This window comes from Phytobacter diazotrophicus (assembly GCF_052061655.1).
Lineage (GTDB): Bacteria > Pseudomonadota > Gammaproteobacteria > Enterobacterales > Enterobacteriaceae > Phytobacter > Phytobacter diazotrophicus.
The window spans coordinates 1,476,933-1,498,182 of the sequence record NZ_CM125428.1; the positions used below are offsets into that span (position 1 = coordinate 1,476,933).

Here is a 21,250-nt window from a genome sequence, read left to right on the forward strand (position 1 = left end):
GTTATCCTTTCAGCGCCGTAAGGTTATTAACGTCCAGCGTGCCGTGGGTACGCCAGATTTTTCGCGCCAGTATTGTCATGACGATCACCGCGAAAATGGCGTCGGTGGCGATGCCGATTTCAACCAACTCCGGCGCACGCCATGCCAGCAGCGCCAGCACCAGATGCGAGCCGTTCTCCATCAGGCAGTAGCCAAACACCTGGCGCAGGATATTGCGCTGGCTGACGATGCACAGTAGCCCCAGCAGGAAGTGGCCGAGCGCCACCGCCAGCGCGGGTTTAAGTTGCGCGACCAGCGGCAACTGCACCGGACGCACTACAAACCAGCACAGCAGCACGATGCCTGCGGCCATCAGCACCAGTGCGGCAGGGCCAAACAGGCGTTCTCCCTGACCCTCTGGCGCCATTTTGCGAAACGCATAACCCATGATGAGCGGCACCATCAGGACCTTGGTAAAGAAGGCGCTGATGGACCACATCCGCAGTTGTTCTGCATCCAGCAGTTGTGAGAGGGTGAAAAATATCGACACCAGCACCAGTGATTGCAGGGCGTACAACCAGCAGGAGACGGTGTAGCGTCTGGCGCAAGTGACCAATAACGAGGTGAACATCATCAGCCCCGCCAGATTGTTAACTACCAATGTTCCCGTCATCTTCGACTCCCTTTATCCAATCCACGCTGCGGCAATGAGACTTGAGCACAGCGACATCACCACCAGAATCCCCAGCACCAGTTTCATGGCATACGGTAGCGGTGCCGCCTGTGCCACCTCTTCGCTGGGTTCACCCGGCACCACGCGCCCGAACCAGTAGATAAACCAGCCGAAGCTGGCGACCGATTCCACCAGCGCCAGGATCATCACCGCGAGCAGAATGGGGTGCTGATCGGAGAGGGCGAACCCGGCGGCAAACAGGGGGAACTTGCTGAAAAAACCGTTGAACGGCGGCACACCGGTAATGGCGAGCGCCGCAACGCAAAAGCCGATCCCGGCAATGGGGAGCGTGCGCATCACGCCACGAAGACGCGGCAGCATACGCGTACCGCAGCTATAGCTGAGTGCCCCGGCGACCAGGAAGAACAGGCTCTTGGCGAAGGCGTGGTTAAAGATGTAAACAATCCCCGCGTTGAAGGCCATTTTTGAACCGAAAATCGACATCGACAGGGCGAGGAAAATCCACGCCAGTTGGGAAATGGTCGACCAGGCAAGCAGGCGCTTCATGTCTTTTTGCGGCAGGTACATCAGGAAACCGTACACCAGGGTGATGGTCGCCATGGTGACGCCGACCCAGCCAATGACTTCCGGGATCTGCCCGCCTTCGGAAATAGCGCGGGCAAAAATGTAAACACCCACTTTCACCATCGACGCGGCGTGCAGGTATGCACTGACTGGCGTCGGCGCTTCCATCGCATCCGGCAGCCAGGCCTGCAACGGCAGTTGTGCCGATTTCCCCCAGGCGGCAAACAAAATCCCACCGTAGACGATTAAGGCGCCGCTGCCGTTTAACTGGCTTAAGGCGCTCAGCGCGAAGGTGCCGGTTTGCAGAAACAGCGTGGCCGCCGCCAGATACAAGCCCAGCGAACCGACGTGGGTGATCAGCAGCGCTTTCATCGCCGAGCGTTGGGATTTCTCGGACTGGTAATAGCTGATGAGCGCCCAGGAGCAGCCGCCGGTGATTTCAAAAAACAGTAACTGGCCCAGCAGCGTGGAGGAGAGCACCAGGCCGGACATCGCACCGATAAAAATCAGCAAGAATGCGTAGTAGCGATTGCTGCCATCGTGCGGGTGTTCCTTATTGCCACGGGTCAGATATCCCGTGGAGTAGAGCGCCACCAGCAGACCGAGGAAGACCACCACAAACAAAATCAGAGTACTGATTTTGTCTACCGTCATCCCGAACAACGCTATCTGTCCGGCGCTAAGCAGTGGGATATCTACAACCTCGCTGCCTGCGGCATGAAAGCCCGCCGCCAGTGCGACCGTGGCGATAGTTGCCAGCAGTGCGAACACGGTGGACAGCATGGGGGCGGTCTGTCTGGGGGCCAAAGAGACGACCAGCGCGCCGATAAACGGCAGGAGCAGGGTCGTCAGGGCAATTGTTTCCATAGTAATTCAGCGCTCCTTACAGACCGGTTAACCAAAGAACATATGACAGCGCGGCGAGACTAAAACCGAGCCAGGTAAGGTGGTGCGTCAGTAAAAACCGCCCGCGAGCGAGCGAGTTTTCCACCACTGACGCAATGACAAACACCACCAGTAATTTGACCAGCGTGATGACCAGCGAAAGCAGCATGGCCCCGACGGTCAGCGAGCCGGCATTGCCGAACGGGAAGAAGAGCGCCAGGAACAGCGAGGCCATCACCACCTGTTTCAGGCCGATCCCCCATTTCACCAGCGCCAGTCCTGCCCCGGAGTATTCGGTCAGCGGCCCTTCCTGTAACTCTTGTTCCGCCTCTGCAACATCGAAGGGGATTTTGCCCATCTCAATAAAACAGGCGAATCCACAGGCGAGCATCGCCAGCAGCGTAGCAACAGGGGAGACCCAACCGGCCGCCAGCGTGGTGCTGATCGCGCCGATATTGGTCGACCCGGCCAGCAGTGCCAGCACCAGCAGCGAGAGAATTAGCATCGGTTCCACCAGGATGCCGAGCGTCAGTTCGCGGCTGGCGCCAATCCCGGAAAACGGACTGCCGGTATCAAGGCCGGAGAGCGCAAAGAAGAAGCGGAACAGGGCAAACAGGTAAATCAGGGTGATTAAGTCGCCCGCACCGGCGAAAGGTGAGGTGCGCACAAACAGCGGCAATGTCATCGCCACCACCAGCATGCTGCTCAGCAGCACCCAGGGCATGACGCGGAACATCATGCCGGACGAGGCCGGAGCCACCTCCTGGCGCTTAAGCAGTTTTTGCAGATCGCGATAGTCCTGTAAGACGCCAGGACCCTGGCGAGAGTGCATCCGTGCGCGAATCTGCCGGGAGATGCCAGTAAATAATGGCGTTAATGCCAGCAGAAACGCCGCCTGGCAGAGGGCAAACAGACCCAGTGACCAGTCAGGGGTTGGTTGTATCATCTTCTCTCCCTCCTTAGACGGCGATAGTCAGCAGCAGGATCACCAGCGCGGCGATCACATACAGGCAATAGAGACGGAAATCGCCGCTTTGCAGATACTGCACCGCACGGGCAATGCGTTTGGTTATCCTGACCAGCGGCAGGATGATTTTGTCGTCCCAGAACGGCTCTGTGCAGGTGGCGGCAATAGTTACGCCCCCCAGGCTGCGCTGTAACGGCTGGGCAGGATCGAGCTGTTTACGCATGCGATAAAGCGGGCCAAATACCACACGCAGGGGCTGCGTAAAACTGCCGGCAGACGGGGCCATCCCTTTTTCCCAGGCATAGCCGCATGCCCATGCATCACCGGTTCGCCGGAAGTTGCCACGGGTGTGACGGTTGATGTACCAGAAGAGGCCCGGCAGTATGGGCATCGCGATAAGCAGCAGGAAGACCACCGAGGGCGTCAGCACCGCCTGCTGTGCGTCACCCGGCATCAGCGTTGCGCCTTGCGCCACGGCCAGCGTTTGCTGGGAAGAAAGCGACTGGGCAATGTGCAGCAGGTGTGGCGCAACCAGATTTGCCCCGACGCCTGCCAGTACGCAGAACAGCGCCAGCAGACACATGGCAATCACCATCGGCCAGGGGACTTCCCGGGCATGGTCGGCTTTTTCGCTGCGCGCGTTACCGCAGAAACTCACGCCGTAAACTTTGACGAAGCACATCGCGGCCAGTGCGCCGGTGATGGCCAGCATGACGATGGCGATGGGGCCTGCCAGCCGGGGAATAATGGCGTCCACGCGGGTGAGGGAGAACAGCGACTGGTAGGTATACCATTCACTGATAAAGCCGTTGAGCGGCGGCATGGCGGAAATGGCCAGACAGCCAATCAGGAACGCGCCTGCGGTCCACGGCATCCGTTTGGCCAGCGCACCCATTTTTTCCATATCCCGTGTGTGCAGACGAAAGATAATCGCCCCGGCGCCGAGGAACAGCAGCCCTTTAAACAGCGCGTGGTTGAGCAGATGGAAAAGCGCGCCGAGCAGACCGACGGCGGCGATCACCGGATGGTGTAGCGCAATGCCAGCCATGCCGACGCCGACGCCCATCAAAATGATGCCGATGTTTTCAACCGTATGCCAGGCAAGCAGGCGTTTGATGTCATGCTCTGCCAGCGCGTAGAGCACGCCAAGCACCGACGACACCGCGCCGAAGGCCAGTACCACCACGCCCCACCACAGCGGAATACCGCTATGTCCGAGCAGGTCGATACCGACCTTGATGATCCCGAAGATACCAATTTTGACCATCACCCCCGACATTAATGCCGACGCGTGTGACGGCGCGGCCGGGTGCGCGCGCGTTAGCCAACTGTGCAGTGGCAGCATCCCCGCTTTGGCGCCAAAACCGAAGAACGCCAGCAGGAAGACGGAGGAGGCGACGCCCGGTGATAGCGACAACTCACGGAAGCTGGCGAAATCCAGGTTGCCGCTCTGGCGCCACATCAGGAAGAAGGCAACCATGATCAGTACCGACCCGGCGTGGGCGATAAAGAAGTAGAGCAGACCGGCGTGAATGGATTCGTCGTCCTGATCGGTGATGACCAAAAACCACGAGGCCAGCGACATCATTTCAAACAGCACGATGAACCAGAACGCGTTGTCCATCACTACCAGACCGACCATCGATGCGATGAACAGGTTCATAAAGAAGCCCATCGCGCCGACACCTTTGCCGACATATTCGCGCACGTAGGAGAGCGAATAGAGGCCGCAGACGGTCACCAGCAGGGAAATCACCAGCACCATAAAAGCCGCCAGACTGTCCATCCGCACGATAAAATGGGCAAACGCGAAGGGGCCGACGGCCTGCCAGTGCAGCGTCTGCGCCCCCGTTAACGCGGTGACGGCGCTCGCCAGACCGAGTAATCCGCCCGCCATCGCCGACAGACCGGCGACCTTGATCGCCAGTTCCTCCTGGCGGGCCAGTAACAGTGACGCGACGCCGCCAGCGACATATAACAAGATTGACCACATCAATAATTGCAGGGCATCCATTAGCGTTGCTCCGGCGTGGGTGAAGAAGAGTTGAAGGTCATGTCCGTCGTGTTGAGCGCGGCCAGCAGCCGGCGCGCTTTCAACTGTTTATTGAGCGCGTCTTCCTGCACCAGATGCAGCGCATGTGTCGGACAGGATCTGATGCAGGCGGGACCTTCCGGCAGGAAGTGACAGAGGTCGCATTTGACGGCGATAGTCTGTACACCCGCGTTCCAGCGTAAAAACGGCTGCATGGTTGGCGGGCTGGCGGGAACATCCCGGAGTTGCTCTTCCGGAACGAAGTTTTCGTAGCGTGCAGGAATGTTGAGTGGACGGCTGCCTGACGGGGTAATCGCACCAAACGGACAGACCAGACCGCAGAGTTTGCAGCCGATACAGAGCGTTTCGTTGAGATAGACCGCGTCATCCTTGAAGGAAATCGCGTTCACCGGGCAAACCTGTTTACAGGGCGCATCGTCACAGTGTCGGCACATGACCGGCGCGGTTTTGGTGTCCGTTTTAACCAGCGTTAATCGTGGGTGGTACTGCAACCCTTCAATTTTATGAACATCCGAACACGCGGCAAGGCAGGTATTGCATCCTATACACCACTCGGGATCTGCAATCACAAAGCGGTTCATGTCGGCTCCTTGAGAAGAAAGCGAGAAAATCGTTGAGCCTTCTTAAGCACAAGTCATGCCAAATGTTAAAATGATTATTTATCAGTTGCTTATGTGATTGCTCAGTGTTGAGTCAACAAAAGTGATGGTCAGGGGCGAACGAGAAGTAGCCATTGTCGGCACTAGTGTCGAAATGAGTGATAAAGTGTGATCAACTTCAAATAATTAGCGGGAGAGGCAAAGACAGAAAACAAGGGCGGCCTTAGACGGGACGCCCGGAAGAGGGGGATGCAATTTGAGCCCGCTTAGGCGTTCTCTTTCAGCCAGTTGAGCACGATGTCGTGATGATTGCTGGTTTTGAAATCATCAAAAACATGCTCGACTTTGCCATCGGCGTCGACAAGGAAACTAATGCGGTGAATGCCGTCGTAGGTTTTGCCCATAAAGGTCTTTTCACCCCAGACGCCAAACTGCTCGCAAATTTGGTGATCTTCATCGGACAGCAGCGTGAAGTTCAGCAGCTCTTTTTCGGCAAAACGGGAAAGTTTTTCCGGTTTGTCAGTGCTGATACCCAACACTTCAACGCCCGCTTTCTTCAAATCATCCATGTTATCGCGCAGGCCGCATGCCTGGACGGTACAGCCTGGCGTCATCGCTTTCGGGTAGAAATACACCAGAACACGCTGTCCCTGGAAGTCGGCCAAATTTACTTGTTCTCCGTCTTGATCCGGCAAGCTAAATTTCGGTGCGATATCACCGGCTTTCAGTGGATTCATTACTTAACTCCATCCTGTTCATCATGCTGTGAATAGTTGACCACGTTTATACTGCCTTGTGCATTCAATTCTGTACATAGGGCTTTGAATGCCTGGTCAATATTTGATGCGTCCTGCGAGGCAGGACTGTGAGCGGTTATCTGAATAAAAAGCTGCGCAGCCCTGGTGGCGTCGCCCGGTTGTGTGCGGGAGACCAGCTCAGCGATATTCATCTGAAAGGTGTCGAACAAGGCAGTAAAACGCTCAATCAGATGCGGCGAGTCAGGGACTTCAACCTGAACCCAGACGGTGGCAGGCATGGCAGGGCGAGGACGCGCGGCGGTACGCTTCATCACGATCAATAAATCCAGCTCTGCGCCCTTAAGCGGCAACGTTGATTCAATCAGCGTAATAGCGTTCCATGAGCCGGAGAGCAGCATAATAAACGTGAACTCTTCTCCCAGCATAGCCAGACGACTGTCTTCAATGTTGCAACCGCAACTGCTGACGTGGCGCGTGATGGTATTAACGATACCCGGCCTGTCGGCACCCAGCGCAGTAATAACCAGAAAATGTTGTGATGAGGCAGTCAAACCTGTGCTTCCTGTCAAACCTGAGATAATCATAAGGAAAGCATAAAAAAAACCGGCATACAACCGCCGGAACGCCTCACGTCACTTGCTTTTATTACAGCACCACACGTACCATTGAGATTCTTGTTTGCACAGAGGATGGCCCATGTTCACGGGAAGTATAGTCGCGCTTGTTACGCCAATGGATGATAACGGTAAAGTCTGTCGGCCAAGCCTGAAAAAACTGATTGATTACCATGTCGCCAGTGGAACATCGGCGATTGTTTCTGTAGGAACGACCGGCGAATCCGCCACGCTCAGCCATGAAGAACATGGGGATGTGGTGATGATGACGCTGGAACTGGCAGACGGGCGTATTCCTGTTATCGCAGGGACTGGCGCAAACGCCACCGCGGAGGCCATCAGCCTGACGCAACGTTTCAATGACAGCGGCATCGTGGGCTGTCTGACAGTAACCCCTTATTACAACCGTCCGACACAGGAAGGCCTGTTCCAGCATTTCAAAGCCATCGCTGGACACACCGATCTGCCCCAGATTCTGTATAATGTGCCATCGCGCACCGGCTGCGATTTGCTGCCGGAAACCGTGGGTCGTCTGGCGGAAATTAAAAATATTATCGGTATTAAAGAAGCGACCGGGAACTTAAGTCGCGTTCATCAGATCAAAGAGCTGGTTTCAGATGACTTTCTGCTGCTCAGCGGCGACGATGCAACCGCGATGGACTTTATGCAACTCGGTGGTCACGGCGTTATTTCCGTTACCTCGAACGTGGCGGCACGTGATATGGCCGACATGTGCAAACTGGCAGCGGAAGGGCAGTTCGCCGAAGCGCGTGTGATCAACAAGCGCCTGATGCCGTTACACAACAAACTATTTGTCGAACCCAATCCTATCCCGGTGAAATGGGCATGTAAGGAGTTGGGGCTTGTGGCAACCGATACGCTGCGCCTGCCGATGACACCGATCACCGATCACGGTCGTGAAGTGGTTCGCTCCGCGCTTAAGCATGCCGGATTGCTGTAAAGTTTAGGGAGATTTGATGGCTTACTCAGTACAGAAGTCGCGCCTGGCGAAGGTGGCGGGAGTTTCATTTGTAATGTTACTCGCTGCCTGCAGTTCGGATTCACGCTACAAACGTCAGGTCAGTGGTGACGAGTCCTATCTGGATGCCGCGCCGCTTGCGGAACTTCATGCGCCAGCTGGCATGATCCTGCCGGTGCAGAATGGCGAATATAACATTCCTGCCACTAACGGCAGTGGTGCTGTGGGTAAAGAGCTGGATATCCGTCCGCCGGCGCAGCCGCTGGCACTGGTAACGGGTGCGCGCACTCAGTTTACTGGCGATACGGCAACCCTGTTGGTTGAAAATGGCCGCAACACAAACCTGTGGCCGCAGGTTGTCAGCATTATCCAGGCGAAAAACTACGCCATCGCGAAGCGTGACGACGCCAGTCAGACGTTAACGACCGACTGGGTTGACTGGAACCGCCTCGATGAAGATCAGCAGTATCGTGGCCGTTATCAAATCTCGGTGAAACCGCAGGGTTATCAGCAGGCGGTGACCGTTAAACTCGTAAATCTGGAGCAGGCGGGTAAGCCGGTTGCAGATAGCGCATCGTTACAGCGCTATAGCACGGAAATGCTGAACGTGATCTCCCAGAGCCTGGATAAAACATCCACTGACGCTCAGGCTGCCGCCGAAAACCGCAGCGTGAAGTCGCTTGATGTTCAGTCCGGCGCGGATGATACCGGTCTGCCGATGCTGGTGGTGCGTGGTCCGTTCAACGTAGTGTGGCAGCGCCTGCCGACAGTGCTGGAAAAAGTGGGCATGAAAGTGACCGACAGCACCCGTTCTACCGGTAGCATGGCCGTCACCTACAAACCGTTGTCCGATAGCGCATGGCGCGATCTGGGCGCGCGTGACCCGGGCCTGACATCTGGCGACTATAAACTGCAGGTCGGTGATTTAGATAACCGCAGTAGCCTCCAGTTTATTGACCCGAAAGGTCATACGTTAACGCAGTCGCAAAACGACGCCCTGGTGGCAGCGTTTGAGGCCGCGTTTAACAAGTAAGAATAAGGGCCGGATACCTCCGGCCTTTTTTTATTTGGCTGACGCAAACGTGTGCGTCGGTGTAAAATAGCTTTTTTAGTTAAATCATCACACCTGGAGTGACAAAGATGCAAAAGCAAGCTGAGTTGTATCGTGGCAAAGCGAAGACCGTATACAGCACGGAAAACCCGGACCTGTTGGTGCTCGAATTCCGCAATGATACGTCAGCAGGGGACGGCGCGCGTATTGAGCAGTTCGAGCGTAAAGGTATGGTTAACAACAAATTCAACCATTTCATTATGAGCAAACTGGCAGAAGCGGGCATCCCAACTCAGATGGAAGCGTTGTTGTCCGATACCGAATGCCTGGTGAAAAAGCTGGACATGGTACCGGTAGAGTGTGTGGTGCGTAACCGTGCTGCGGGTTCACTGGTAAAACGTTTAGGAATTGAAGAAGGCATCGAGCTGAATCCGCCGCTGTTCGATCTGTTCCTGAAAAACGATGCCATGCATGACCCGATGGTGAACGACTCCTACTGTGAAACGTTTGGCTGGGTGAGCAAAGAGAACCTGGCGCGCATGAAAGAGCTGACTTACAAAGCGAACGATGTACTGAAAAAACTGTTTGATGACGCAGGCCTGATCCTGGTCGACTTCAAACTGGAGTTCGGTCTGTTCAAAGGTGAAGTGGTACTGGGCGATGAATTCTCACCGGACGGTAGCCGTCTGTGGGATAAAGAAACGCTGGCAAAAATGGACAAAGACCGTTTCCGTCAGAGCCTGGGCGGCGTGATTGAAGCGTACGAAGCCGTTGCCCATCGCCTGGGTGTTAAGCTGGACTAAGCGATAATCCGCTGCAAACCGGGGGATGTGCGCATCCTCTGGTTCCTTGCCTCTTTTTTCTTATGGTAATCCTCCCCGCAACCGCCTACGATCATTATTAATACGTTAGATAATGAGGTGGTTATGCGCTGGCAAGGGCGTCGTGAAAGCAACAATATTGAAGACCGGCGCGATGAATCGGGCGGACCCGTTATTCGGGGGCCAGGATTTCGCCTGCCGGGCGGTAAGGGCGGCATCATTCTGCTGGTGGTGGTCATTTTCGCCAGTTACTACGGTGTGGATTTAACGGGCCTTATCACCGGGGAACCGGTCGACAACAGTTCTCAGCAGCGCTCCATCAGCCCGCAGGAAGATGAAGCGGCGAAATTCACCAGTGTTATCTTCGCCACGACCGAAGACACCTGGGGGCAACTTTTCGAAAAAATGGGGCGCCATTACCAGCAACCTAAACTGGTGATGTACCGTAACCGGGTGACAACAGGCTGCGGCACCGGGCAATCCGTTATGGGGCCGTTTTATTGCCCGGCGGACAGTAAAGTCTATATTGATCTCTCCTTTTATGACGACATGAAGCACAAGCTTGGGGCGAACGGTGATTTCGCTCAGGGGTATGTCATTGCTCATGAAGTCGGACATCACGTGCAAAAATTACTCGGTACTGAGGCTAAAGTACGCCAGCTCCAGCAAAACGCGTCACAAACCGAAGCCAATGCGCTGTCGGTACGTCTGGAATTGCAGGCCGACTGCTATGCCGGGGTCTGGGGACACAGCATGCAACAACAAGGTGTGTTGGATGCAGGCGATCTGGAAGAGGCGCTGAACGCCGCGACCGCAATGGGCGACGATCGATTGCAGAAACGTAGCCAGGGGCTGGTTATCCCCGATACGTTTACCCATGGCACCTCCGAACAGCGTTATAACTGGTTCAAACGCGGAATGGACAGTGGCGACCCGGCCCAGTGCAATACGTTTAGCGGTACGCTTTAGTGTTCGGTGCCGGGACATCTGAATGTCATTAACTGCATTGAGTGCCCAAATGGCAGACCAGGGGATCCGCCGTTTGCTGGTTATCGCGGGTGAAGGTGAGGTGTGCCTGCAACAGGCCAATCACCTTCGCGTCTCATTACCCGGCGACTGGCTGTGGGTAGGTGAATCAACAGACTGGCCGCTACACTGCGCGCCGCGTGCGCTCACCACCTTGCTTGGCCGCGAATTCACCCATGCCGTGCTGGATGCCCGTTACGGTTTTGATGTCGCCGCGCTCGCGGCGCTCAGCGGCACGCTGAAACCGGGCAGTTTTCTGGTCCTCCTTACGCCGCCGCTTGATGCATGGGCGCAACGGCCTGATAACGACAGTTGTCGCTGGAGTGACACCGCCGAGCCGATTGCCACGCCGCGCTTTGTTGAACACTTTTACCGGGCGCTGCGGCAAGACGAAAACGTGATGCTCTGGTCGCACGCACATCCATTCCGTCCCCCTGACTTTTCTGTGCGCCCCGCCTGGCATGCCGCGACAGGCGCGCCCGAAGAGGAACAGCGAGCGATTCTGGCTGAACTTGCCGCGATGCCGCCGGGTGTCATGGTGGTAACGGCACCGCGCGGGCGCGGGAAGTCAGCCCTGGCGGGTATGCACATTGCGCGTCTGGCGACGTCGGCCATTGTTACCGCACCGGGACGTTCTGCAACGGATGTACTGGCACACTATGCCGGAGAGATGACTTTTATTGCCCCGGATGCGTTACTCGCACGCATTGCCCGGGGGGAGCCGCTGTCAGAGTGGTTAGTCGTCGATGAAGCGGCAGCCATTCCGGGGCCGCTGTTGACGACGCTCGTCTCGGCGTTCCGTTATGTATTGTTGACCACCACGGTACAAGGTTACGAAGGAACCGGTCAGGGCTTCTTATTAAAATTCTGTGCCGGTTTTCCTCATCTCATACACCGCCAGTTGCACACTCCCCTGCGCTGGGCAGAAGGCTGCCCGCTGGAAGCGTTTATCAACAGGGTATTGCTGTTTGACGATGCGTCGGCACTGACGAAACCGACGGGCGAGGCGACAATCCTTTCGCTTGACCAATCCGCATGGTCCACGCACCCCTCACTTCCGTCTGCACTCTATCGGCTGCTTGCCAGCGCCCATTACCGCACCTCTCCTCTGGATTTGCGCCGTATGATGGACGCGCCGGGGCAACATTTCTGGCTCACGAAAACGCCGGATGCATTACTGGCAGCGCTCTGGCTGGTGGAGGAGGGGGGATTGTCAGCCGGACTCAGCCAGGCTGTCTGGGCGGGATTTCGTCGTCCTCGTGGGAATCTGGTGGCGCAGTCGCTGGCGGCCCACGGTGGCAGCCCGCTTGCTGCGACGCTGCGCGGTTTACGCGTGAGCCGCATTGCCGTCCATCCGTCACGTCAGCGGGAAGGGCTTGGACAGGCGTTAATTGCGCATGCCCGCCAGCATGTCACGGGCTGCGATTACCTCTCGGTGAGTTTCGGGTATACGGCTTCGCTGTGGCATTTCTGGCAGCGATGCGGGTTCCAACTGGTCAGGCTTGGCAGCCACCGGGAGGCGAGCAGTGGCTGCTATACCGCCATGGCAGTATTGCCGCTGACGGTGGCAGGACAGGCGCTTGCCGCCAATGAGCAGCGCAGGCTGGCGCGAGATTTACCCTGGCTTGATGCCTGGAAAGGGGAAAAGTTACCCCTTACCGTCAGTCCAGAGACTACCCTTAATAATGATGACTGGCAGGAACTGGCCGGGTTTGCCTTTGCCCATCGCCCGCTCTCTTCGGCAACGGGTGCGTTGCAAAGGTTGTTGATGCAGGTCGATTTACCCCTGAATGCATTACGGATGCAGCTCACAGAGAAGCGCAGTGAGGCGGATATTTGCCACGCACGGGCGCTTTCGGGCCGTAAAGCGCTGTTGGTCGCACAGCGCCAGGAGGCCGCATCGGCACTTTCCTTACTCGATCCTGAACGCACGATTTTGCTGAAAGCGCAGGTGCGGCAACTGCAATTTTTTTAACTAACTCATTCAGTTAAATGGCATGGTGATTATTCCTCCCCGGCGTAAACTGCAGGCAACGAATTAAGGAGACCGCCATGAAACATGACCATTTTGTTGTTCAACAACCGGCAGGCGCCGCGAAACAGTTACTGCTTTTCTTTCATGGCGTTGGCGATAACCCGGCGAATATGGGGCAGATCGGCAGCTACTTCGCACCGCTGTTTCCTGAGGCGATGATTGTCAGCATTGGGGGCGTGGAACCCTGCGGTCCAACGGGGCGTCAGTGGTTCTCCGTGCAGGGTGTTACCGAAGAAAACCGCCAGGCACGCATTGATGCCATTATGCCGGTATTTATTGAAACGGTTCGCTACTGGCAGCAGCAAAGCGGCGTAAACGCACAGGCCACCGCCCTGATTGGTTTTTCGCAAGGCTCCATCATGGCGCTGGAGGGGGTGAAAGCGCAGCCCGATTTGGCATCCCGCGTGATCGCCTTTAATGGACGTTACGCCAGTCTGCCGCAGACGGCCTCGACGGCATCAACCATTCACCTGATTCACGGTGGTGAAGATCGCGTCATTGATTTGGCCCATGCGGTTGCGGCGCAGGAAGCGTTGCTGCGTGCAGGTGGCGATGTGACGCTCGATATTGTGGAGGATTTAGGGCATGCGATTGATGATCGCAGTTTGCAGTTCGCCCTCGATCACCTGCGTTATACCGTACCGAAGCACTATTTCGATGAAGCGCTGAGTGGCGGTAAACCGGACGACGATGACATTATTGAATTGATCTAACAAAAACGTGCCCGGCTCATGACGCAGCCGGGCAGATCGGGCGGGATTACTTCTTCTGGTCTTTCTTCGGCCAGTCGTCCTCATCATCCCACTTATCGTTAAAATCACGATGCGGTGGCAGGTCCGGTTTGTTAGCCAGAAATTTTTTGTGATCGACGCGTTTAAGGTCTTTGATCACATTCAGCAGTACGCCGAGTAAAAAAACCAGCACCAGAATCCACCAGTATTTCGCGAACCATTCCATGCGTTCCTCCCCGTCAGGCGATGAGTTGTTCCATAATGCGTTGATACATGCGGGCGAGCAGCTGTAAATCAGCCGCGTTCACACATTCATTGATTTTATGAATGGTGGCGTTAACTGGCCCCAGTTCCACGACCTGCGCGCCCATACGTGCAATAAAGCGACCATCTGATGTGCCGCCAGTGGTTAACAACTGCGGTTTAATCTCATTATAGTGCTCAACGGCATTAACCACCGCATCAACCAGCTTACCCCGACCGGTCAGGAACGGCTGACCAGAGAGCCACCAGTCAATGGTGTAGCGCAACTGATGTTTCTCCAGCAGTGCGGCAACGCGTTCTTTGATCATCCCATCGGTAAGTTCGGTGCTAAAGCGGAAATTGAACTGTAGATAAAGATCGCCTGGGATCACGTTATTACTGCCGGTGCCTGCCTGAATGTTTGCCACCTGCATGCTGGTCGGTGGGAAATATTCATTACCCTGATCCCATTCGATCGCCACCAATTCATTGAGCATGGGTGCCGCGCGATGTACCGGGTTATCGGCCAGATGCGGATAAGCAACATGCCCCTGCACGCCGTGAATGGTTAAATTGCAGGTCAGCGAACCGCGACGACCATTTTTGACCACATCGCCCACCACTTCGGTACTGGAGGGTTCACCCACCAGGCAGTAGTCCAGGCGTTCGTTGCGCGCCATTAAGGCTTCAACGACTTTCACTGTACCGTTGGCGGCGCTGGCCTCTTCGTCAGAGGTGATCAGAAACGCCAGACGGCCTTTGTGCCTGGGGTGAGTGGCAACAAAACGTTCAGCGGCGACAACCATGGCCGCCAGCGAGCCTTTCATGTCGGCCGCGCCGCGACCAAACAGCATGCCATCGCGGATAGTGGGTTCAAACGGCGGGTTGATCCAGCGGTCAGCATCCCCGGAAGGCACAACGTCAGTGTGTCCGGCGAAGGCCAATGTTTCACCCTGTCCACGCCATGCCCAGAAATTCTGTGTGTCGCCAAAATTCATCGGCTCAATGGTAAAACCGATGGCGCGAAGACGTTCGATCATTAACGCCTGACACCCTGCATCATCGGGGCTCAGAGAAGGGTGACGAATAAGCTGTTGCGTCAGCTCAATAACCGGGCACGACATAAACTACACCTCGTTGATAAACGTCTCATAACTGGATTCATTGAAACCCAGCAGCATAGGCTTACCGGGCGCGCAGAGCAATGGGCGTTTGATAATTGCCGGCATTTCTAACATCAGCGCGGCTGCGGAATCCGCGTTTGTAATGGTTGCACGCAGCGATTCATCCAGTTTGCGCCAGGTGGTGCCCCGGGTATTGAGCAGCGCTTCCCACCCCAGTTCTGCAATAAATTGCTGCAACAGATCGGCATCAAGACCGTCTACGCGGTAATCGTGAAAACGATAATCAACCTGATGGGCTTCCAGCCAGCGGCGGGCTTTTTTGATGGTGTCGCAGTTTTTGATGCCAAACAGAGTAAGCATGGTGAATCCTTTTGTCTTATCTTTGGTTAATTGCCCAAAAAATTAGAATAATAATGGGCGAATAAACATATAATATCATTTCATTCGCAGGGTAATCATACTTCCTGTTATTAAATTTACCTGCCAGGGTTTGCCATCAGCAATATGTACGAGTTTAAAGAAATACTAAGGGTGATAATGAATAATGTGAAAATGATGTCATTTACGAGCCTGCCCAGCTTGTTAAATAAACAAAAATTTCACCTGATGGCAAAAAATCATCTTATTAGCTACTTCAAAGATACGTTCTGACTACACCTTGATGACGCTACAGGCCGGGGTACATCAGGGTTTGAACTAAATGTTTCCGAATATTGCTATCGCTCACATTAAATAGCCAAATTCTGGAGCATAGTTATTTCGTCAATGCAAATACTATGAGAGACCAATCAAAGTAATTGGTTGAAATATCTTCACAGCGATGTCGGATTCTCGTAGAATAAGCACAATAATAAGAGAGGTAGTTATGATTGAACATGAACTGGGGAACTGGAAAGACTTTATCGAAGGCATGCTTCGTAAATAATTCCAGAAGAATCATAAAAGCAGTGATTGCTTAAAACGATAAAAGTGTGAAATTAATCACGCAATAAAAGGCGACCTTAACAGGCCGCCTTTTTGTTTGCTCATTATTCCTGACGTTCTTTCAGCGGGAAGCGCCGTCTGACCAGCACAAAGAACAGAGGAACAAAAAAGATTGCCAGCACGGTTGCTGAAATCATCCCGCCCATTACCCCGGTACCCACCGCATGTTGGCTACCGGAGCCTGCGCCGGTACTGGTTGCCATCGGCAAAACGCCAAAGACAAAGGCAAGAGAGGTCATCAGAATCGGGCGCAGACGCTGACGGCAGGCGTGCAGTGTGGCCGACAGCAGATCCTGACCCTTCTGGTTCATTTCGTTGGCGAACTCGACAATCAGGATGGCGTTCTTCGCCGATAGCCCGATAACCGTCAGCAGACCCACCTGAAAGTAGACGTCATTTTCCAGTCCGCGCATCCAGGTGGCGAGCAGCGCGCCAATCACCCCGAGCGGTACGACCAGCATCACCGAGAACGGTACTGACCAGCTTTCATACAGCGCGGCCAGGCAGAGGAATACCACCAGCAGAGAAATCGCATAAAGCGCCGGTGCCTGTGAGCCTGATAAGCGCTCCTGATAGGACATGGCCGTCCACTCCAGACCAAAACCGCCGGGGATCTGGCTAACCAGTTTTTCCATGGTATCCATGGCGGTACCGGTACTGATACCCGGTGCCGCTTCACCGACAATCTCTACTGCCGCATAGCCGTTATAACGTTCCAGACGCGGGGAGCCGGTTTCCCAGTGCGAGGTGGCAAAGGCGGAGAAGGGCACCATGCCGCCGCTGCTGTTACGCACATACCAAAGATTAATGTCGCTCGGCAGCATGCGGTATTTTGCCGCTGACTGAACGTAGACTTTCTTCACGCGGCCGCGATCCATAAAGTCATTCACATAACTCGAACCCCACGCAGTTTGCAGCGTGTCGTTGATATCATCAATTGAGACCCCCAGCGCCTGAGCTTTACGCTGATCGATATCGACCTGTAATTGCGGGCTGTCATCGAGGCCGTTGTGACGCACGCGCGTCAGCATTTTATTGTTGTCGGTCATTTGAATCAGTTTGTCGCGCGCCGCCATCAGCGCATCGTGCCCGGCCCCCGCGTGATCCTGTAATTCCATATCGAAACCGGCGGAGCTGCCCAGGCCACTGATTGCCGGCGGACTGCTGGCAATAACGCGGGCTTCATTGATTTGGCGAAACGCTTTGGTGGCACGCTCAATGATGGCAAAGGAACTGCCGGTTTTCGGATCGCGTTCGCCCCAGTCTTTCAGACGCACAAACATACGTGCGACGTTCTGGCCGTTCCCGCCGGGGCCGGAACCAACTGTGGCGAAGACGGACGCGACATTGTTTTTCTCATTTTTGAAGAAGTAATCTTCAACCTTTTGCACCACTTTCAGCGTCTGCTGCTGCGTCGCGCCGCTTGGCAGTTGTACCGATGCCAGAAACATCCCGCGATCTTCAAGCGGTAAAAAAGACGTTGGCAGGCGCAGGAATAAAAACACCATGCCGCCCAGCAACAAAACGTAGAGCAGGATCCAGCGCAGGCTGCGGTGCAGAATTTTCGCCACGCCATGCTCGTAACGGTCGGCGTTGCGGTTAAACATGCGGTTAAACGCGCCGAAGAAACCTTTTTCCCCGTGGTGCTCGCCTTTATGCAGAGGTTTAAGCAGCGTGGCGCACAGGGCTGGTGTGAGGATCATCGCCACCAGCACGGATAACACCATAGCGGAAACGATAGTGATGGAGAACTGACGATAAATCGCCCCGGTGGTACCACCAAAAAAGGCCATCGGGACAAATACCGCCGAAAGCACCATCGCGATACCCACCAGCGCACCCTGAATTTGCGCCATCGATTTTCGCGTCGCTTCTCTGGGCGAAAGGCCTTCCTCGCTCATGATTCGTTCGACGTTTTCCACCACCACAATCGCGTCGTCCACCAAAAGGCCGATGGCGAGGACCATCGCAAACATGGTGAGGGTGTTGATGCTATAGCCAAAGGCGTAGAGAACGGCGAAGGTCCCCATCAACACCACCGGCACGGCAATCGTCGGGATGAGCGTTGCGCGGAAATTCTGTAAAAAGAGATACATCACGAGGAAGACCAGAGCGATAGCTTCCAGCAGCGTTTTCACCACATCGATAATGGATTCTTTAACGAAAGACGTTGTCTCGTAGGCGACCCGATATTCCAGACCATGCGGAAAATATTGCGACAGCTCATCCAGGCGTTTTAGCACTAATTCCGAGGTCGCCATCTCATTCGCACCGGAGGCCAGCTTAATCCCAAGCCCTGAGGCGGCAAGACCGTTAAAGCGGCTCAGGAAGTCATATTTCTCGGCACCCAGTTCAACCTCGGCGACATCGCCCAGGCGCACTTCCGAACCATCCTGATTAACCCGCAGGGTGATATTACGAAACTGCTGCGGTGTCTGGAGTAGCGATTGTGAGTTAATCGAGGCGTTCAGCGCCTGACGGTCTACCGAAGGTGATCCGCCGAGCTGACCAACGGCAACCTGGGCGTTTTGGGATTTAATCGCGCTGGTCACATCGTCAGTGGTCATCTGGTAGCTGTTAAGCTTCGCCGGGTCGAGCCAGATACGCATAGAATACTGCGAACCGTAGGCGTCGATATCGCCAACACCATTCACGCGGCTTATAGGATCCTGAATATTACTGGCGACATAGTCGGCGATATCTTGTTTATCCATCGAGCCGTCGGTAGAGACAAACGCCAGCGTCAGGATGTTTGTGTCACCGGTTTTTCTTACCGTTACCCCCTGGTTCTGAACGGCCTGGGGGAGTTTTCGCAGGGCAGACTGTAGCTGGTTTTGTACCTGCTGCACGGCCTCGTCGGGGTCCGTACCGGCGGTGAAACTGAGTGTAATCGTGGCCTGCCCGGCGCTGCTGCTTTGTGATGACATGTACATCAGATTATCGAGGCCGGTCATGTTCTGCTCGATAACCTGCGTCACGGTATTTTCCAGCGTCTGGGCAGATGCGCCTGGGTAGTTAGCGGTAATACGGACATTAGGTGGGGCCAGATTAGGGTATTGCTCCACTGGCAGAGAAATAATGGCAAGGGTTCCGGTTAAACAGATCAGGATCGCCAGTACCCACGCAAAAATGGGGCGATCAATAAAAAAATTCGCCATCAGAAACAAGACCTCGTTGTTTTGCTGCGCATTGTTATTTTGACATTGCTGAAATCAATGAATGTGTGCTCAATGTAGCGGGAACAGATAAAGCAAACGTGGAGAAAAAAAGGAGATAATGTAAATTATCATGCTTTTTCAAGGCACAATTATGCTGTGTCTCCTTTATCCCTGTTTTGCTGCGTCCGTTTCAGAAATTCTTTTCTTTTCCTTACGTTTGCTGGCTTTTAAGCGTGCGTGGCGCCGGGAAACGCAGTTCGACTAGTGTCCCACCGCCGGGCGGGCGCGCAAAGTTCAGCGTACCGCCAAGACGGCTTGCTCGTTCGCGCATAATATTCAATCCGTAATGTCCCCGAGGTTCATCGGTCGTGCCGATGCCTTTTCCATTATCGCGAATATAAACCGAATAGTGATCGTCCGGGTCTGTAACGCAACTGACGGTGATGGTACTGGCGTCGGCATGTTTAATTGCGTTGATCACCGCCTCGCGCACTATCTGCAAGATATTTACTTGCTGCTGTGCATCCAGCATAAGTGTTGGCAGTCGGCAATCCAGCTCGAGCTTCGCGGTCGTCTGGCGCTGGAGAAGCGCCATTGCTTCATTCAGAACGGCAGGCAGATCGCTTTGGGAAACCGTCAGACGGAAGGTCGCCAGTAATTCCCGCAACTGACGCCAGGCATCGTTCAGGGCGCGGGAAAAATCGGTGATGATGGTCTGGGCGGGCGCGTTGTCCTCGGGCACTGCTCGCTTGAGCAATGCCAGTTGGATACGCAGATAAGAAAGCACCTGGGCCAGCGAATCATGAAGTTCCATGGCGATGGTGGCGCGTTCTTCCATCAGAATCAGTTGCTGGTGCTGTTTTTGCGCCTGATTAAAATAGAATCCGCGCCCCATAATCGTGGCCACGCTTTGCAGTAATGGCGTGGAAGCCTGGGCATTGACGCTTTGCCAGCGTAATTCGCCAAAAACGCTCTCCTGCATGCTGACGGGTAACACGTTAACCGGAAGGTCTTCCTGCGCCTCACCGTGATGAATGGACCAGTGATCGCCCATTGTTAACTCCAGATAGCTTGCCGCTTCGTGCTCATAGACTATCTGCAGAATGTGACGAAAACACATAACGTCGATCTGGCTGGTGTTGAGCGCTTGCGAACATTGATACAACACTTCGAGGCGACGGTGGGCTTCCTGCAGGTCATGCGTCTTCTCTGCGACCTGGGCTTCGAGTGTGCGGTAGAGTTTGTGCAATTCACCAGACATTCGGTCAAACGTGGACGCCAGCAGCCCCAATTCGTTATCCAGATGGGTATTGAGTAACGGATAGGTAAAATGTCCTTGCTGAATCTCCTGGCTGGCCACCATCAGTTGCGCAAGGGGTTTGACGACCTGCTGGCGAATGCGCCGTAGCGTAAAAAAGACCAGCAGGAAAATCCCCATCGCGCCGATGAGCGAGATACCCAACACCAACCACATTTTCCGTTCTGAATAGTGTTGCAGCGCCAGAACAAACTGGTCGATGTTATCGACATATTGCTGAATATTATGCTGATACCAGACCGCGTCGGCTGTGCTTAGCCGGGCATCCATCTCCTGCCAGCTTTGTTGTAACTGGGCATAGCGCTGCCCAACAATTTCAGGCACATACCAGCGGTTTAACGTGCGCAAAACCGGTGAGTTCAGCGATTGCTGATAGATTTGGCGATGTGCATTTAATTCTGCGGAGCCGCGTTCCAGGTCATACCCCAGACGATAGCTTTGCATACGCAGAGAACCGGCGATATTAACGGCTTCCGCATCGCGCAAGCTGCTGGCAAGCGTCATTAGCGCCGCGCCCGTTGAGAGCAGCGAAAGCAAGACGATATAAAAAAAGGCTCTGGCAAGGCTGGATGAAACAGGTCGTTTTACAGTCACAACAGCAATTCCCGCTATCCAAGGGTGGCGGACGAAATGGCATCGCCGGACGGCTCATCAAATGAGATTAATT

Annotated in this window: 19 protein-coding genes; 7 read left to right on the top strand and 12 right to left on the bottom strand. The window is 54.9% G+C overall.

Annotated elements, in window-relative coordinates; genetic code table 11:
* Nucleotide 1: 1 nt before the first annotated feature.
* The 7 genes from hyfE to ACS0RQ_RS07290 form a co-directional block, all read right to left on the bottom strand.
* Nucleotides 2–652, bottom strand: coding sequence for a hydrogenase 4 membrane subunit (gene hyfE, locus ACS0RQ_RS07260; protein WP_039079701.1), 651 nt, complete (start codon nt 650–652; stop codon nt 2–4).
* A gap of 12 nt (nt 653–664) precedes the next feature.
* Nucleotides 665–2,104: a hydrogenase 4 subunit D gene (locus ACS0RQ_RS07265; RefSeq protein ID WP_039079702.1), complete on the bottom strand. Its 1,440-nt coding sequence runs from the start codon at nt 2,102–2,104 to the stop codon at nt 665–667.
* 16 nt (nt 2,105–2,120) lie between these two features.
* On the bottom strand, nt 2,121–3,068 hold the full coding sequence (locus ACS0RQ_RS07270; protein ID WP_039079703.1) for a respiratory chain complex I subunit 1 family protein: 948 nt from the start codon (nt 3,066–3,068) through the stop codon (nt 2,121–2,123).
* Nucleotides 3,069–3,081: 13 nt separating this feature from the next.
* Complete coding sequence (gene hyfB, locus ACS0RQ_RS07275) at nt 3,082–5,103, bottom strand: hydrogenase 4 subunit B (RefSeq protein WP_271849611.1); 2,022 nt, start codon at nt 5,101–5,103, stop codon at nt 3,082–3,084.
* On the bottom strand, nt 5,103–5,723 hold the full coding sequence (locus ACS0RQ_RS07280) for a 4Fe-4S dicluster domain-containing protein (protein WP_271849612.1): 621 nt from the start codon (nt 5,721–5,723) through the stop codon (nt 5,103–5,105). Before ACS0RQ_RS07280 ends, hyfB begins: the two co-directional genes overlap by 1 nt.
* 284 nt (nt 5,724–6,007) lie before the next feature.
* Nucleotides 6,008–6,478, bottom strand: a complete 471-nt coding sequence (gene bcp, locus ACS0RQ_RS07285) for a thioredoxin-dependent thiol peroxidase (protein ID WP_039079706.1) — start codon at nt 6,476–6,478, stop codon at nt 6,008–6,010.
* Nucleotides 6,478–7,050 (bottom strand): glycine cleavage system transcriptional repressor, encoded by a 573-nt coding sequence (locus ACS0RQ_RS07290; protein ID WP_197687997.1) that lies wholly within the window; start codon nt 7,048–7,050, stop codon nt 6,478–6,480. The genes bcp and ACS0RQ_RS07290 overlap by 1 nt, the downstream gene beginning before the upstream one ends.
* A gap of 145 nt (nt 7,051–7,195) precedes the next feature.
* Here ACS0RQ_RS07290 and dapA point away from each other — a divergent pair, with 145 nt between their 5' ends.
* The 6 genes from dapA to ypfH all read left to right on the top strand — a co-directional run bounded on the left by dapA (nt 7,196) and on the right by ypfH (nt 13,738).
* Nucleotides 7,196–8,074 (top strand): 4-hydroxy-tetrahydrodipicolinate synthase, encoded by an 879-nt coding sequence (gene dapA / locus ACS0RQ_RS07295; RefSeq protein ID WP_071193403.1) that lies wholly within the window; start codon nt 7,196–7,198, stop codon nt 8,072–8,074.
* A 16-nt stretch (nt 8,075–8,090) separates the two neighbouring features.
* Nucleotides 8,091–9,125, top strand: coding sequence for an outer membrane protein assembly factor BamC (bamC, locus tag ACS0RQ_RS07300; protein ID WP_271849613.1), 1,035 nt, complete (start codon nt 8,091–8,093; stop codon nt 9,123–9,125).
* A gap of 107 nt (nt 9,126–9,232) precedes the next feature.
* Nucleotides 9,233–9,946 (top strand): phosphoribosylaminoimidazolesuccinocarboxamide synthase, encoded by a 714-nt coding sequence (purC, locus tag ACS0RQ_RS07305; protein WP_039079709.1) that lies wholly within the window; start codon nt 9,233–9,235, stop codon nt 9,944–9,946.
* A gap of 123 nt (nt 9,947–10,069) precedes the next feature.
* Nucleotides 10,070–10,933, top strand: coding sequence for a KPN_02809 family neutral zinc metallopeptidase (gene ypfJ / locus ACS0RQ_RS07310; RefSeq protein WP_103245368.1), 864 nt, complete (start codon nt 10,070–10,072; stop codon nt 10,931–10,933).
* A gap of 22 nt (nt 10,934–10,955) precedes the next feature.
* Nucleotides 10,956–12,965, top strand: coding sequence for a tRNA(Met) cytidine acetyltransferase TmcA (locus ACS0RQ_RS07315; protein WP_334632458.1), 2,010 nt, complete (start codon nt 10,956–10,958; stop codon nt 12,963–12,965).
* A 77-nt stretch (nt 12,966–13,042) separates the two neighbouring features.
* The gene (ypfH, locus tag ACS0RQ_RS07320; protein ID WP_107223197.1) at nt 13,043–13,738 is read left to right on the top strand and encodes an esterase; all 696 of its coding nucleotides are present in this window, start codon (nt 13,043–13,045) and stop codon (nt 13,736–13,738) included.
* A 46-nt stretch (nt 13,739–13,784) separates the two neighbouring features.
* Here ypfH and ACS0RQ_RS07325 read toward each other — a convergent pair whose 3' ends face one another.
* The 3 genes from ACS0RQ_RS07325 to ACS0RQ_RS07335 are packed head-to-tail and all read right to left on the bottom strand — an operon-like array spanning nt 13,785 to nt 15,483.
* Nucleotides 13,785–13,982, bottom strand: a complete 198-nt coding sequence (locus tag ACS0RQ_RS07325) for a YpfN family protein (RefSeq protein WP_039079713.1) — start codon at nt 13,980–13,982, stop codon at nt 13,785–13,787.
* 13 nt (nt 13,983–13,995) lie between these two features.
* Nucleotides 13,996–15,123 (bottom strand): succinyl-diaminopimelate desuccinylase, encoded by a 1,128-nt coding sequence (dapE, locus tag ACS0RQ_RS07330; protein WP_271849615.1) that lies wholly within the window; start codon nt 15,121–15,123, stop codon nt 13,996–13,998.
* Between the two features lie 3 nt (nt 15,124–15,126).
* Nucleotides 15,127–15,483, bottom strand: a complete 357-nt coding sequence (locus ACS0RQ_RS07335) for an ArsC family reductase (RefSeq protein WP_039079715.1) — start codon at nt 15,481–15,483, stop codon at nt 15,127–15,129.
* Nucleotides 15,484–15,988: 505 nt separating this feature from the next.
* Here ACS0RQ_RS07335 and ypfM point away from each other — a divergent pair.
* Nucleotides 15,989–16,048, top strand: a complete 60-nt coding sequence (gene ypfM / locus ACS0RQ_RS07340) for a protein YpfM (RefSeq protein ID WP_100181659.1) — start codon at nt 15,989–15,991, stop codon at nt 16,046–16,048.
* A 103-nt stretch (nt 16,049–16,151) separates the two neighbouring features.
* On the opposite strand, the gene acrD is transcribed toward ypfM, so the two are convergent.
* The gene (gene acrD / locus ACS0RQ_RS07345) at nt 16,152–19,265 is read right to left on the bottom strand and encodes a multidrug efflux RND transporter permease AcrD (RefSeq protein WP_271849616.1); all 3,114 of its coding nucleotides are present in this window, start codon (nt 19,263–19,265) and stop codon (nt 16,152–16,154) included.
* Between the two features lie 211 nt (nt 19,266–19,476).
* Nucleotides 19,477–21,177, bottom strand: coding sequence for a nitrate/nitrite two-component system sensor histidine kinase NarQ (narQ, locus tag ACS0RQ_RS07350; protein ID WP_334632457.1), 1,701 nt, complete (start codon nt 21,175–21,177; stop codon nt 19,477–19,479).
* Between the last annotated feature and the right edge of the window lie 73 nt (nt 21,178–21,250).